Below are 14,180 nucleotides of genomic sequence, written 5' to 3'. Positions count from 1 at the left end.
CGCGACCTCTTCGGAGACCTGGCCGACGAACCGGCCTTCACCACCCCCTACCAGGACGCACTCCACTCGCTGCACGAGCGTGGCGCCCGGGCCACGCTGGAGACTCTGATCGGCGGCCGGTAAGCGAGCGATGATTCCCGGAGCTGAGCACGAGGGTTGCGCTGACCCGCCAGGGCCAGCTGACCCGACGCCGCCTCAGCGTCGTCCCGGAGGCGGCTGGGTCAGAAGTGGTCCGTGTCTGGCTCCGCCGGCCTAGGCCTCGTCGAAGCTGGCCCGGTCGACCCGGCGGTGGTAGCGCATCCCGGCAAGACCACCGAGCAGTGCTCCGACCAGGGCGATCAGCGCGATGGCGACCACGGCGACGATCGTGCCGCCGGTCAGGGAGCCGGTGCTGACGGGGAGCCGCAGGCCGGAGACCCGGCTCATCAGCGCCGAGGTGTTGCCGGCGAAGAAGCCGATCACGGCGATCACGATCGTGAAGATGACTGCCCACAACCACACGCCCAGACCTTGCTTGAGCCCGGAGAAGCGGGCCATCCGGGCGGCGACGTAGCCGCCGGCGACGTAGGCGATCAGGACGACGACCAGCAGCACGATCCCGCTCACCAGCCCAACGGTCCGGATGTTCTCGGCGTCGGTCGCGGTGTTGAAGATGCCTTTCGTTCCGAGGGCAGTGGCGCCCGCGGCGATCAGTCCGGTCAGCAGCACGGCCATCCCGGTGGCGGTGAGCCAACCGAAGAAGGAGCAGCCGAACTTCATCCCGCCGAACAGCTCCTTCTGCCGGGCCACCAGATCCTGGTGTCCGGTCCCGCTGCCGGCGGTCACCGGCGAATGACGCCGGGTGCGGTCGTCGGTCCCGGGGTTGGGGTTGACTGCACTGCTCATGGGATCTCCTTCGAAGTGGTCCGGCGACCGGGCCGTCGTGGGCCACACACGTGGTCCAGACGCGGAGCTGCCGCCGTTCCCAGACTATGGGGAACGGCGGCAGAATCCTTGGTGCACAGGCCGAGAGGTCAGTGCCGATCGGTCGTGGTGGTGCCGTCCGCGAGCTCGATCTCTTCCTTGCGGACCTCTTCGGTGACGGTCTCCTGCTCGGTGACCGTTTCCTTGTCGAGGCGGACGCGCTCGACCGGGACGGTCTCCTTCTGCACGACCGGGACCTCGGCGTGGAGGACGACTTCGTGCTCCTCCTCGCTGATGGACGGGCCAGCGGTCGCGTCGCCGACGTTGCCGTCAGTGATCGGCTCACGCTCGAGCCGGACCTCCTCGTGGCTCACCGGGACCGTCTGGGTGACGTTCTCGGTCACGACGTACTTGCGCAGCCGGGCGCGACCGGTCTCCTTGGCCGCCGTACCGACCGTGACCTGCTCCTCCGAACGCGTCATGGCGTCGTCGGTGGTGGGGCCGGAGGTGTCGTGGCCGACCGTCTCGCGGTCACTGGCGAAGTCCGCCCCGCCGTCGGCCCCACCGTCGGCGCCGCCATCAGCCCCGCCGTCGTAGCTGGTGCCGGTGGTCGACGTCACGGTGTCGCTGTAGTCAGCGTCTGCGCCGTTCTCCACGTAGCCCGCACCCACGGTGCTGTCGGTGCCGACCGTGGTGTCGGTCGCGGTGGTCACGCCGGAGCCGAGGCCGTAGTAGTCGTAGAGCTGGTCCTCTTCGGCCGGGGAGAGGGACCCGTCAGGGTCGACCTTCGGGGCGTCGGAGATCTTGGCCTTGTCGAAGGCGACGGTCACGTTGTCGCCGCTCACGTTCGCGCCCTCGAGGGGGACGAAGGACTCCTTGGTGCCGAAGAGGCCCGTCTTCACGGTGATCCAGCTGGGGTCACCGGTGGAGTCGTCGAGGTAGATCTGCCCGATGGTGCCGATCTTGTCGCCCGTGCTGGACAAGACGTCGCCGCCGGAGCCGGCGAGCGAACGTGCCTGGTCAGTGGTCAAGCTCATGTGGTTCCTCCTAGAGACGACACTGGGTGGCCGTCGGTTTACGGTGTAAACGTCGTCGTTGAAGACCATACTCCCCCGTGTCGGGGGCTGGCCGCGACCCCCTGACGGGTGGTCGCAGCCGGACCGGTCGACAAGGTCAGCTCGTGATGCCCAGCTTGTCGGTGACCCCGGAGAGCACCGAGGTCGTACGCTGCTGCTCGCCGGCAAAGCTGGAGATCACCAGCAGGACGCCGGTCAGGGCCGGGATGGCCCACTGCAGCTGCTTGAGCTGCGCCTGCGCCTTGGCCACCTCGGGCGGGGTGGCGGCGTTCGGCGTCGTACCGGACTCGACCGGCACGTCACCGTGCTTGGAGATCTTCTGGCCGAGGACACGGCTGTAGACCGACGCACCGACGGCCGCAGCGGTCACGATCGTCTTGACGACCGACATCGCCCCGACACCCTTCTGGCTGAAGATCCGGGACTTGTTGCCCGACAGCTGGCCGACCGAGCCGACGAGGTGGGCGCCGACGGCCGCGGCGTTGACCGGCGTCCAGGCGTCCCAGCCGGCGTTGGTGACCGCGCCGGCGGACTGGCTGTCCGAGGTGGCCCCGGCGGCCTTGTTGAGTGCGACGGCATTGGCGAGCGTCCCACCGAACCAGGCGGCCAGACCGACGTCGTGCAGTGAACGAGAGACGACATTCGTCTTCATGAAACTCCTTGGGAGAACTGTTCGGACCTGTCCCACTACCCCCAGGCGAGAGACTCACACAGACGCACGCCGTCACCGCGCGCGATACGTATCACCTCGGCAGGGGTTGAAAATCCCGGGCGTTCGGCTCCGCCCAGGTGCGGGTCAGTCCCGACGGCCGCTGACCGCCCACTCCCGCAGCCGGTCGATCCGCACCTGCAGCTCGTGCGCGCTGGCCACCGCGGTCGGCGGACCTCCGCAAGCCGTCCGGAGCTGGCTGTGGATCACGCCGTGCGGCAGGTCGGTCCGGTGGTGCCAGGCGCCCACCAGCCCGTTCAGCTCCTTGCGCAGCGTGCGCAGCTCCTCGTGGGTGCTGCGGACCGCAGCTTCGCCGTCCTCGGTCTGCGGGCCGCGCGAGAGGTGGTTGGCCTGGTGCCGGCGCAGCAGGTCCTTGACCTGGTCGGGCTCGAGCAGTCCCGGCAGTCCGAGGTAGTCCTGCTCCTCCTCGCTGCCTGACTGCGTCGTCAGGCCGAACTCACCGCCGTCGAAGACCACCCGGTCAAAGTCGGCTTCGCTACCCAGCGCGGTGAACACGCCCTCAGGCACGTCCTCTTCGCTCTCGGTGCGCTCGGCCGCCACCAGCAGATCGGCCTCGTCGCCCTCGGCGGGCGGCCGCAGCACGTGGTCGCGCTCACGCTCCATCTCGGAGGCGTAGAGCAGCAGGTTGGGCACGCTGGGCACGAAGACCGAGGCGCTCTCGCCCCGGTGCCTCGCCCGGACGAAACGGCCGACCGCCTGGGCAAAGAACAGGGGCGTCGCGGTTGAGGTGGCGTAGACACCGACAGCCAACCGCGGCACGTCGACGCCCTCCGACACCATCCGCACAGCCACCATCCAGCGTGCGTCGCCGTCGGCGAACATGGTGATCTTCCTGCTCGACTGCGGCTCGTCGCTGAGCACCAGGACGGGCTTGCGGCCGGTGATCGTCCGGAGCAGCTCGGCGTACGCGCGGGCGGCGGTCTGGTCGGTAGCGATCACCAGGCCTCCGGCGTCCGGCACGTGGCTGCGGATCTCGGTCAACCGGGTGTCGGCGGCCTTGAGGACGGCCGACATCCACGAGCCCGCCGGGTCGAGCGCGGTCCGCAGGGCCTGGCTCGCGAGGTCCTTGGTCATCGGCCCGCCCAGCCGGGCCGCAACCTCGTCACCGGCGCTGGTACGCCACTGCATCTCACCCGAGTAGGCCAGGAACAGCACCGGACGGACGATCCCGTCGGCCAGCGCCTCCGCGTACCCGTACGCGTAATCGGCCCGCGAGCGCAGCACCCCCGCGCCGTCCGGCTCGTAGCGGACGAACGGGATGGGGTTGGTGTCGGAGCGGAAGGGGGTGCCGGTGAGCATCAGCCGCCGCGCCGCGGGTTCGAACGCCTCCCTGACGGACTCCCCCCAGCTGAGCGCGTCACCGGCGTGGTGCACCTCGTCGAGGATGACCAGGGTCTTGAAGCCCTCGGTGCGGATCCGCAGCGCCAACGGATTGCTGGCCACGCCGGCGTAGGTGAGGGCGATGCCGACGAAGTCGCGGCTGGTCCGGCCCTGCTTGACCCCGAAGCTCGGGTCGATGGCCAGGTTGATCCGGTGCGCAGCCTCGGCCCACTGCGTCTTGAGGTGCTCGGTCGGCGCCACGATGATGATCCGGTCGATCTGGCGCCGGGCCAGCAGGTTCGCCGCCAGGGTCAGCGCGAACGAGGTCTTCCCCGCGCCCGGCGTCGCCACCGCGAGGAAGTCGCGCGGGTCGGTGTCGAGATACTGCTTGAGCGCGGCCGACTGCCACGCGCGCAGGCTCTTGGCCGTCCCCCAGGCCGCGCGGGCCGGGAACGCCGGTGGCAGACCGGTCGTGGTGAGAAGCTCACCACCGGTGCTGCTGAGCTCAGGCTGGCCAGACACCGGTCGAGTGTACGGTCAGCGGGCCGCGAACTCGTTGCGGACAGCGCCGATCCGGAGCGACGCCACGGCAGCCAGCAGGGCCACCCCCGCCATGGTCAGCAGCAACGTGCCGAAGGTCACGGGCAGGTTCCCGCTGGGGCGCAGGGCGGCGAAGATCGAGCCGGCGATGCCGACGAAGACGCTGGAACCGAGCGCGTCGAAGAGGTTGAGCGACGAGGCGTTGCGGCCTTGCTCCTGCGTCGTCGACAGGGTCATCACCGCCAGCGAGGTGCTGGAGACCGACAGGCCCATCCCGAACCCGGCCGAGATCCAGGCCAGGCCCACCACCCAGAACGGGACGTGGGCCACGAAGGCGAGCAGGCCGACCGCGGTCAGCCCGAACGCCACCGAGAGGCAGCCCAGGGTGACCAGCCGGTCACGGCGGACCGTGATCCAGGGCCGCGACTGGATCCAGGAACCCGTCGTCCAGCCGGCCGCACCGAAGGTCAGGGTGGCGCCGGCGAGCACCAGGGCCACCGAACGCTGCTGGACCAGCATCAGCGGCAGGAACGCCTCGCCGCCGAAGAAGGCGCCCGGCAGCAGGCCGCGGACCATGATCACCTGTGACATCCCGCGCGGCAGCCGCAGGAAGCCGGGCGGCATCAGCCGCGGTAGTCCGATCAGCAACGCGGCGAGGCCGACGACCAGCAGCCCCACCGCAACGAGGTCGAGGCGCTGACCCGCGAGCTGCAGTGCGGCCGCGGCGAGGGAGACAACCACGGCGGCCCACAGCGGGGCCGGCGGCCGGGCCCCTGGCTCCGGCTCGGTCGGGGTGAAGGTGCGCATCAGCCGCAGCACGGTCGGCAGCACCATCGCGCCGCCGATCGCCACCAGCGGCAGGACGGCGAAGAAGACCCAGTGCCAGCTCAGCTGGTGGGTCAGCCAGGCCGACACCGGCGGTCCCACGAAGGCCGGCAGCACCCAGGCGGTGGAGATGTAGCTGAACACCCGCGGCCGCTGGATGCTGCTGAACACCTGGGCCACGCAGACGAAGATCGCCACGTTGAGCACGCCGCCACCGAGCCCCTGCACCAGGCGACCGATGATCAGCTGGGTCATGGTGGTGGCCGTACCGGCGACCACCAGCCCGACCGCAAAGATCGCCAGGCCGCTGATCAACGGCTTCGCCGGCCCGATCCGGTCGGCCAGCCGCCCGCCGACCACGGTGGCGAAGAGGCTGCCGATCAGGAACAGCGAGAAGGCCCAGGCGTAGGAGCTCAGACCGTCCAGCTCCTCGGCGGCGACCGGCATCGCCGTGGCCACCGCGATCGACTCGAACGCGATGGCGACCACCGTCGTACAGACCCCGACCACCAGCCGGCGCTGCGAGACGACCGGGGTCTGCGGCGCTGGAACCTCCGCCTCGGGACTGCTGGTCACGCCGGGATCCGGGCTGCCGGGACGCTCGGTGTCGGGGCTGGCCATCCCCTCAGTTCAGCACCTCTCCACAGCCGACCGCGAATCTGTTTCACGGGGACATGCAGGTCCAGAGGTGGTGTCGAACGGCGGCCGCAGCGAGCAGATGCCAGGCAAGGCGCCGGATAGCGGTGTTCTCTGCGCGACGACGGCAACGCAGCCCGGTGCGTCCCCGGGTGCCGCGCAGGAGGTCGGCGGTTGACACCACCCCCCTAGACTGTCGGGGTGAGCCAGCAACTGAGTCCCGGGGCCGAGACCATCGTCGACGAGCGCGTTGCCGAGCGCCCCGACCTGCGGGTCGAGGAGGGCGACCACGAGCGCTTCTCCCACTACGTGCCCAAGGAAAAGCTCACCGAGGCCATGGTGCTCGGTACGCCGGTGGTGGCCCTCTGCGGCAAGGTGTGGGTCCCCAGCCGCGACCCCGAGCGCTTCCCGATCTGCCCCGAGTGCCAGGAGATCTGGGCCGGCATGTCCGGCGACGACGACGACGAGTCCTGACCCCTCCCCCAGCACCACCCCCGCCGCCAGCCGTCCGCCTGCCCGCCTGCACCCCAGCGCGCGACTACCCCGGGCGGAGCCCGGCCCCCACTTCACAGCCTCGCGGGCGTCCTTGCGCCCCCTCCAGCGGGTGTGAGGTCGCCCGTCAGTGTGTGAAGTGACCGGTCAGGGGGTGGCCGGGGCCGGGAGACCCGCCGGGGCGGCGCGGGGGTGCGGTCCGCGCGGGCGGGCCGTTAGCCCTCGAGGGGCGGGTCGGCGGGGGCCATGTCGACCGAGACCTTCATGGTCGAGCTGGACGACTCGGTGAAGATGACGCCCTTCACCGGAGGGACGTCGCCGTAGTCCCGGCCGAAGGCGACGGTCGCGTGCGAATCGTCGATCACCTTGTCGTTGGTGGGGTCGAGGTAGAGCCAGCCGGCGCCGGGAACCCAGCAGCCGACCCAGGCGTGGCTCGCGTCGGCGCCGACGAGCCGCGGCTTGCCGGGCGGCGGCCGGGTGGCGAGGTAGCCGCTGACGTAGCGGCCGGCCAACCCCAGCGACCGCAGACCCGAGACCATGAAGTGGGAGAAGTCCTGGCAGACGCCCATCTTGTTCCGCAGCAGCGTGCTGACCGGCGTGCTGACCGAGGTGGACCCGAACTTGTACGTGAAGTCGGCGTGTACCCGGTGCATCAGCTCGACCACCGACTCCCCCAGCGGCCGGCCCGGGGTGAACGAGGCACGGATGTAGTCCTCGATCCCCGGCGGCACCTCGACGTAGGGCGAGGGATAGGTGAAGTCGGCCGCCAGCCAGGCTTCGGGATCGGTCGGCTGGTCGAGCGGACGCGCACGCTCCCAGGGCAGCGCCAGCTGGTCAGGGTCGGGCTGACGCAGCCCCACCTCGACGTGGCTGACCGCGGTGATCACCAGCTGGCGGTGCGGCTCGGTGACGTGGAAGTAGGACTTGGCGTTGCCGTACAGGTCCTCGTGCACGAACAGGTCCGCCGGCGCCGGGTCGATGGTGATCTCGTGGTCGAGGCAGCGCTGCCACTCCAGGTCGCGCGGGGTCAGGTGGAACTGGCCGTAGCTGCCGGTCACGTCGGAGTCGTAGGTGTACGTGGTGGTGTGCTGGATCCGGTACGTCCTCATGCGGCGGCCCCTCCGCCGGGACGGTACAGCGGCTGCTGGGTCGGCGCCTGCTGCTGGTACTGGGTCCGGATGGCGTCCGACAGGTCGCGCAGCTGGTCGTGAAGCCGACCGAGAAAGTCCTCGAGGCCAGCCCGACGGCCGTCGACGCTCACCGTCAGCTCCGACGGGTCGGCCGTCCGGACGTCGTCGACGAGCGCCTCGAGCAGCCGGAGCGGACGGGCGGTCGGGGACGTCGTGGGGATGGCCTGCAGGTCGGTCCGGATCCGGCTCAGCTGGTAGGCCACCGACCGCGGGTTGTGCTGGTCGACCACGAGCAGCTCGACCACGGCGTCCACCCCGGACCGACCGCGGTAGCGGCGCCGGTAGGTGACGATCGACTCGGCCGCCGTCAGCACGGCCTCCGACACCATCCGGTCGCTCTCGGCCGACTGGGAGGTCGTGACCGTCACCCGCAGCAGCGCCACCGCCTGCAGTGCGCGTTCGAGCCCGCGGCCCGAGTCGAGCATGTACCAGCCGGGGTCGCGGACCATGTTCTCACTGACGATGCCGGCGAGGGCCAACAGCCCCGACAGCACCCGCTCGCTGGCGTCGGTGAGCTGAAGTCCCTGGTCGTACGGGTTGGCCGCGAGCGCGGCGAGCGCGCGGTCGATCTCGGCCAGCACCATCCAGACGTCCTCGGAGAGCTGGTCGCGCACCCCCTGCGCCGCCAGCGACAGCGCGGCCAGGGACTGGGCCGCCGTCCCGGACCGGTGCCGGTCCAGCAGCATGGCCCGCAGCTCCGCCATCAGCTCGGGCGGCGTCCCCAGGAAGCCGGGATAGGCGGTGCTGACGTGGGTGACCGCCTGCTGCAGCACCTCCAGCGCCCGGCCAGAGGTGGCGTCCAGGTCGGTCTCGATGGCCAGGGTGCGGGTCGCGAGCACCAGGCGCAACAGGTCCTCGGCGCGTTCGGCGTAGCGGCCGAACCAGAAGAGGTCGCTCAGCACCCGCGGCACCATCGCGGCCGGAGCGACAGGCGCAGCGGCCGGACCCACCCAGCCCACGGCCTGGCGTGGCGCGACCCCGCGGCCGGCGACGACCGGTTCGCTGCTGACCACCCAGACGTCCTTGGCGAGACCGCCGTCGGCGGCGGTGACGAGCGGGCCCGTACGGGCGCCGCCGTGCTCGGCCACCCGGGCCAGCCCCCCGAGCATGACGGTGTAGGACCGGCCGCTGCGGACGGCGAACGACCGCAGCACCACGTCCCGCGGCACCAGCCGGTCACCGATCACGGTCGGGGCCGACGACAGCGGCAGCACCTCCTGGCCGACGAAGCGGTGCGGCGCGTGCTCGATCCGGGCCACCAGCCGGTCGCGCTGGGCCGCCGACAGCGCGCCGCCCAGCACGCTACGACCGTGTCCGCGGCTGATCGGCCGGATGACGAGCTCGCCGAGGTGGTCCAGCACGTACGAGCGTGCGGCCGGGTCGCCGCACCACCAGGTGTCGACCGACGGCAGCCGCAGCGGCTGGCCGAGCAGCAGCTCGGCGAGCCGGGGCAGGAAGGGCAGCAGCGCGGGGTTTTCGAGGATGCCCGAGCCCAGGGTGTTGACCACGCTGACCGTGCCCTGCCGGACGCACTCGAGCAGTCCGGTGGTGCCCAGCCTCGACCCGGGCCGCAGCTCCAGCGGGTCGGTCCAGACCGAGTCGACCCGGCGCAGGATGACGTCGACCCGCTCGAGCTTGCCGAGCCCGCGCAGCCAGACTTGCCCGCCCCGGACGGTCAGGTCGCTGCCCTCGATCAGCGGGAAGCCCAGCAGACTGGCGACGAACGCCTGGTCGAACGCGGTCTCGGAGTGCGGGCCCGGGCTGAGGACGACCACCCGAGGGTCTTCCACCCCGTGCGCGGCGGCCTCCACCAGCGCGGTCCGCATCGCCTGGAAGAAGGGGGTCAGCCGGTGCAGGTGCGCGGAGGAGTAGATCTCGGGCATCACCCGGGACACGACCCGGCGGTTCTGCATGGCGTAGCCGGCGCCGGACGGGGCCTGGGTGCGGTCCGACATCACCTTCCAGCCGCCGTCGGCGTCACGACCGAGGTCGGCGGCCACCATGAAGAGCCGCTGGCCGGCGAGAGCGGCGGCGCCGACGACGGGCCGCAGGTACTCCTCATGGTCGAACACGGCGGCGGCCGGCAGGTCGCCCGAGGCGAGCAGCCGGCGGGGCCCGTAGAGGTCGGCGAGGAGGGCGTCGAGCAGTTCCGTACGCTGGACGACGCCCGCCTCCAGCGTCGCCCACTCGCGGTCGTCGAGGACCAGCGGCACCGGGTCGAGCCGCCAGGGACGCGGCTGCGCCAGCTCGGCCGGCTGTTCGGCCGGCCCCTCGTCCACGACCGAGATCGTCGAGCTCGGGCTCGGGGTGTAGGTGACGTTGTCGTCCTCCAGCAGCCGCGCCACCTCACGGGACGCGTGGCCGAGGTCGGCGTCGACAAAGGAGTCGAGGCCTTCGAGCAGACCAGACCAACCACGCCGAGGGGTCCCGTCGGACCCGACCAGCTCGTCGAACCCGGGCTCCGCGCTCAGCACGTCGGTCTGTCCGGCGGTGGCGAGGTAGCGGCCGAGGACGCTCATGCCCCTCCAGGCTCAGACGACCGCCCCGGGCTGGCGCCGCGACGCGGCCGGCGCCGCAGGTCGAGCGTCAGCGGGTAGTCGGTCCGGCCCGACGCCTGCCACGCCAGCTCGGCGTCCAGCGCGTCGACGTCGATCTCGCCGGCGGTGAACCCACCCGCCTCGAAGCGGCGGGCGCGTCGTGCCTCGGCCTCGGAGGCGTTGACCGGCGGCGTCTCGTACGAGCGACCGCCCGGGTGGACCACGTGGTACGTGGCGCCACCGAGCGCGACCCGGCTCGACCGGTCGACGATCTCCACGTGCAGCGGGGAGTCGATGTCGAGCGTCGGGTGCAGCGCCGACCACGGCTTCCACGCCTTGTAGCGGATCCCGGCGACGTAGGACCCGGGGGTGCCGGTCGAGGCCAGCGGCACCGGTCGTCCGTTGCAGATCAGCAGCTGCCGCTCGGGGACGAACCCGGTGACGCCGACCTGGATCCGCTCGGTCGAGGAGTCGACGTAGCGAGCGGTGCCGCCAGACGTCGACTCCTCCCCCAGCACGTGCCACGGCTCGATCGCCTGCCGCAGCTCGAGCTCGACCGCACCGCCGCCGCCGACCGTGGGGACGGTCGTGGCCCCGATCCGCGGGAAGCGGAACTCGCGGTAGGGCGCCAGCCAGGACAGGTCGAACGCGAGGCCGTGCGCCCGCAGGTCGGTGACCACCTCGGTGATGTCGGCCAGCGCGAAGTGCGGCAGCAGGAACCGCTCGTGCAGCGTGGTGCCCCAGCGCACCAGCGGAGCCACGTACGGCTCCTCCGCGAAGCGGACGACCAGCGCCCGGACGAGCAGCGCCTGGACCAGGGCCATGTCGGCGTGCGGCGCCATCTCGAAACCGCGCAGCTCGAGCAGACCGAGCCGGCCGCGGGTGGAGTCCGGGCTGTACATCTTGTCGACGCAGAACTCGGCTCGGTGGGTGTTGCCGGTGATGTCGGTCAGCAGGTGCCGCAGCGACCGGTCGACGGTCCAGGGCCGGCGCTCGTCCTCGGCCAGCTGCTCGATCTCGGCGAACGCGATCTCGAGCTCGTACAGGGTCTCGGGTCGGCCCTCGTCGACCCGCGGCGCCTGGCTGGTCGGGCCGACGAAGCGACCGGAGAACAGGTAGGACAGCGACGGGTGGTGCTGCCAGAAGGTGAGCAGGCTGACCAGCAGGTCGGGCCGGCGCAGCATCGGGGAGCGGGACGGCTCGGGGCCGCCGAGGGTCAGGTGGCTGCCGCCGCCGGTACCGGAGTGCCGGCCGTCCAGCGCGAACGTCTCCGTGCTCAGCCGGGTGTCCCGGGCCAGGTCGTACAGGGTGTGGGTGAGCTCGCTCAGCTCGTCCCAGCTCGAGGTCGGGTGCACGTTGACCTCGATCACGCCAGGGTCTGGGGTGACGTTCAGGTTCTTGATCCGCGGGTCCGGCGGCGGCCCGTACCCCTCGAGGATGACCGGCGTGCCGGTGGCGGCCGCACACTGCTCGACCAGCCGGACGAGCTCGACGAAACGGTCGAGCTGCTCGAACGGGGGCAGGAAGACGTGTACGAAACCGTCGCGCGCCTGCACGACCAGAGCGGACCGCTGCTTGACCTCTTTCGGGTCGGCGACCACGGCCCGCAGGCCCTCGTCCGGGTCAGGCAGCGCAGCGTCGGCGGTGTCGTAGGCCTCTTCGCCGGCGTAGTCGGGGTCGACCCACGACACCGAGCTGAGCGGCAGCCGCATCCCGGCCGGGGAGTCCCCGGGCACGAGCACGATCCGGCCGCGCCGGGTCCGCCACCGCGCACTCGCCCAGACGTCCCCGAACCAGGACGGGACCAGCGGCAGCACCCAGGCCGTCGGCGTGGTCTCGGCGGCGTCGAGGGCGGTCACCAGCGCCGGGTCACCGCTCTCGGGGTCGGGGGTCTCGGGGTCGGAGCCCGGCTTGGGTCCGACCGGCTGCCGGACCTCGGCGACCAGGGTGGCCAACGGGTCCTCGTACGTCGGCTGCGGGTGACCCTCGGGCAGCCCGAACGCGGCGTTGATCGCGGTCATCAGGTCGGCGGCCCGCCGTTCGGCGTCGGGCAGCGCGGCCGTCTCGTCGTACGGGTCGCTCAGCAGCGCCGGATCGTCCCAGATCGGTTCGCCGTCGGTCCGCCAGATCAGGGCGATCTGCCAGCGCGGCAGGGCCTCGCCCGGATACCACTTGCCCTGGCTGCGCTGCACCAGCCCGCCGCGGCCGAAGTGGGCGCCCAGCTTGGCGGCCAGCACGTTGGCCAGCCGGCGCTTTTCCGGGCCGTCCGCAGCGACGGTCCACTGCGCCGACGTCATGTCGTCCCGGGAGACGAACGTCGGCTCGCCACCCATGGTCAGCTCGAGCCCGGCCGCGACCAGCCGCTCGTCGACCTGGTGGCCCAACCGCTGCAGCGCGTCGGTCTGCGCCGGCGTGTACGGCTTGGTCACCCGCGGGTCCTCGTGCGCCCGGCGGACCGTGTTGGAGAACTCCATCGTGGTCTCGGAACGGTCGGTCACCCCGCTGATCGCCGCCGCCGAGGAGGGGCTGGGCGTCGCCGCGAGCGGGATGTGGCCCTCGCTGGCGAACAGCGCCGAGGTGGGGTCGAGGCCGATCCAGCCGGCCCCGGGGACGTAGACCTCGGCCCAGGCGTGCAGGTCGGTGAAGTCCTCGGCCGGGCCGCCGTCGCTGGGGTGGTCGCTGGCGAGCTGGACGAGGTACCCGGAGACGAAGCGGGCGGCCAGCCCGAAGTGCCGCAGCGCGCTGACCAGCAGCCAGGCCGAGTCCCGACAGCTGCCGATGGCGCGGCTCAGGGTCTGCTCGGGGGTCTGCACGCCCTCCTCCATCCGGACGGAGTAGGCCACGTCGCGGTAGACCGCGGAGTTGAGCCCGACGAGGAAGTCGATCATCGGCTGATCGGAGGCGGTGGCGGCCGGCAGCCCGTCCAACCAGGACGCGAAGGCAGGGTCAGGCGGCCCGAACGCACCGGCCAGGTACGGCGCCAGGTCGGCGGCCAGGTCGGGGGCGTAGCTGAACGGGTACGTCTCGGCGTACGGCTCCATGAAGAAGTCGAACGGGTTGATCACGCCGAGGTCGGCGACCAGGGCGACGGTGATGTCGAGCACCGCGGCCGGGTTCGGGAACACGACCCGGGCCAGGTAGTTCCCGAACGGGTCCTGCTGCCAGTTGAGAAAGTGGTCATCGGGGGCGATGGTGAGCGAGTACGCGTCGATCGGCGTCCGCGAGTGCGGGGCGGGCCGCAGCCGGATCACGTGCGGCCCGATGCCGATCGCCCGGTCGAAGTGGTAGGTGGTGCGGTGTTCCAGCGCGACCTTGGTACTCATGATGGCGGCCTCCCGGGTGCTCGGTCGGGCTCGAGCCGCCGTCGACCGTTGCCCGGGCGTCGGTGCCCCGGGTCAGGTACGGCGGCGGCTCGGCAATGGCGTCGGGAAGTGTTCAGTAACGGTAGTGGTCGGACTTGTACGGGCCGCTCACCGGTACGCCGAGATAGCCCGCCTGGGCCTCGTTCAGCTCGGTGAGCTTGACCCCCAACGCGTCCAGGTGCAGCCGGGCGACCGCCTCGTCAAGGTGCTTGGGAAGGGTGTACACCCCGATCGGGTACTCCTCCGGCTTGGTGTACAGCTCGATCTGGGCGAGCACCTGGTTGGTGAAGGAGTTGCTCATCACAAAGCTCGGGTGGCCGGTGGCGTTGCCGAGGTTCATCAGCCGGCCCTCGCTCAACACGATCACCGAACGCTCGTCGTCGGTGCCGGCGTCGAAGACCCACTGGTCGACCTGCGGCTTGATGTTCACCCGGGTCGTGTCGCCGCGCCGGGCCAGCCCGGCCACGTCGATCTCGTTGTCGAAGTGGCCGATGTTCGACACCACGGCCTGCGGCTTCATCCGGCTCATCTGGTCGGCGGTGATGACGTCCCTGCACCCGGTGGCGGTG

10 protein-coding genes are annotated in these 14,180 nt (G+C 71.5%); 1 reads left to right on the top strand and 9 read right to left on the bottom strand.

Features of this window, described 5'->3' with window-relative positions:
- Positions 1–252: 252 nt before the first annotated feature.
- The 5 genes from ACFE76_RS20050 to ACFE76_RS20030 form a co-directional block, all read right to left on the bottom strand.
- A complete protein-coding gene (locus tag ACFE76_RS20050) occupies positions 253–885 on the bottom strand; it encodes a hypothetical protein (protein WP_375433553.1) in 633 nt (210 codons plus the stop codon).
- 128 nt (positions 886–1,013) lie between these two features.
- A complete protein-coding gene (locus ACFE76_RS20045) occupies positions 1,014–1,940 on the bottom strand; it encodes a DUF2382 domain-containing protein (protein WP_375433552.1) in 927 nt (308 codons plus the stop codon).
- A gap of 136 nt (positions 1,941–2,076) precedes the next feature.
- Positions 2,077–2,631 (bottom strand): hypothetical protein, encoded by a 555-nt coding sequence (locus tag ACFE76_RS20040; protein WP_375433551.1) that lies wholly within the window; start codon positions 2,629–2,631, stop codon positions 2,077–2,079.
- 144 nt (positions 2,632–2,775) lie between these two features.
- Positions 2,776–4,494: a DEAD/DEAH box helicase gene (locus ACFE76_RS20035; protein ID WP_375433554.1), complete on the bottom strand. Its 1,719-nt coding sequence runs from the start codon at positions 4,492–4,494 to the stop codon at positions 2,776–2,778.
- Between the two features lie 72 nt (positions 4,495–4,566).
- Complete coding sequence (locus ACFE76_RS20030) at positions 4,567–6,015, bottom strand: MFS transporter (protein ID WP_375433550.1); 1,449 nt, start codon at positions 6,013–6,015, stop codon at positions 4,567–4,569.
- A gap of 216 nt (positions 6,016–6,231) precedes the next feature.
- Here ACFE76_RS20030 and ACFE76_RS20025 point away from each other — a divergent pair, with 216 nt between their 5' ends.
- Positions 6,232–6,504 (top strand): DUF3039 domain-containing protein, encoded by a 273-nt coding sequence (locus ACFE76_RS20025; RefSeq protein ID WP_375433549.1) that lies wholly within the window; start codon positions 6,232–6,234, stop codon positions 6,502–6,504.
- 233 nt (positions 6,505–6,737) lie between these two features.
- Here the strand turns inward: ACFE76_RS20025 and ACFE76_RS20020 are convergent, their stop codons facing one another.
- The 4 genes from ACFE76_RS20020 to ACFE76_RS20005 form a co-directional block, all read right to left on the bottom strand.
- A complete protein-coding gene (locus tag ACFE76_RS20020) occupies positions 6,738–7,631 on the bottom strand; it encodes a transglutaminase N-terminal domain-containing protein (RefSeq protein ID WP_375433548.1) in 894 nt (297 codons plus the stop codon).
- Positions 7,628–10,231 carry a circularly permuted type 2 ATP-grasp protein gene (locus ACFE76_RS20015; protein WP_375433547.1) on the bottom strand — a complete coding sequence of 868 codons (2,604 nt, stop codon included), beginning with the start codon at positions 10,229–10,231 and terminating at the stop codon, positions 7,628–7,630. Before ACFE76_RS20015 ends, ACFE76_RS20020 begins: the two co-directional genes overlap by 4 nt.
- Positions 10,228–13,572 (bottom strand): DUF2126 domain-containing protein, encoded by a 3,345-nt coding sequence (locus ACFE76_RS20010; protein ID WP_375433546.1) that lies wholly within the window; start codon positions 13,570–13,572, stop codon positions 10,228–10,230. The genes ACFE76_RS20015 and ACFE76_RS20010 overlap by 4 nt, the downstream gene beginning before the upstream one ends.
- A gap of 112 nt (positions 13,573–13,684) precedes the next feature.
- Positions 13,685–14,180 (bottom strand): adenosylhomocysteinase (locus ACFE76_RS20005; RefSeq protein ID WP_375433545.1); only part of this gene is annotated, 496 nt, incomplete at its 5' end.

Source organism: uncultured Friedmanniella sp., from assembly GCF_964244005.1.
In the GTDB taxonomy this organism is placed as follows: domain Bacteria; phylum Actinomycetota; class Actinomycetes; order Propionibacteriales; family Propionibacteriaceae; genus Microlunatus.
The sequence above is the reverse complement of the archived record's forward strand: the minus strand, read 5'-3'. Positions and strand labels throughout refer to the sequence as shown.

Excerpts from the sequence above, each read along its gene's own strand:
- ACFE76_RS20010 (WP_375433546.1), bottom strand. The coding sequence starts at position 13,572 with ATGAGTACCAAGGTCGCGCTGGAACACCGCACCACCTACCACTTCGAC.
- ACFE76_RS20030 (WP_375433550.1), bottom strand. The coding sequence starts at position 6,015 with ATGGCCAGCCCCGACACCGAGCGTCCCGGCAGCCCGGATCCCGGCGTG.
- ACFE76_RS20020 (WP_375433548.1), bottom strand. The coding sequence starts at position 7,631 with ATGAGGACGTACCGGATCCAGCACACCACCACGTACACCTACGACTCC.
- ACFE76_RS20040 (WP_375433551.1), bottom strand. The coding sequence starts at position 2,631 with ATGAAGACGAATGTCGTCTCTCGTTCACTGCACGACGTCGGTCTGGCC.
- ACFE76_RS20045 (WP_375433552.1), bottom strand. The coding sequence starts at position 1,940 with ATGAGCTTGACCACTGACCAGGCACGTTCGCTCGCCGGCTCCGGCGGC.
- ACFE76_RS20015 (WP_375433547.1), bottom strand. The coding sequence starts at position 10,231 with ATGAGCGTCCTCGGCCGCTACCTCGCCACCGCCGGACAGACCGACGTG.
- ACFE76_RS20050 (WP_375433553.1), bottom strand. The coding sequence starts at position 885 with ATGAGCAGTGCAGTCAACCCCAACCCCGGGACCGACGACCGCACCCGG.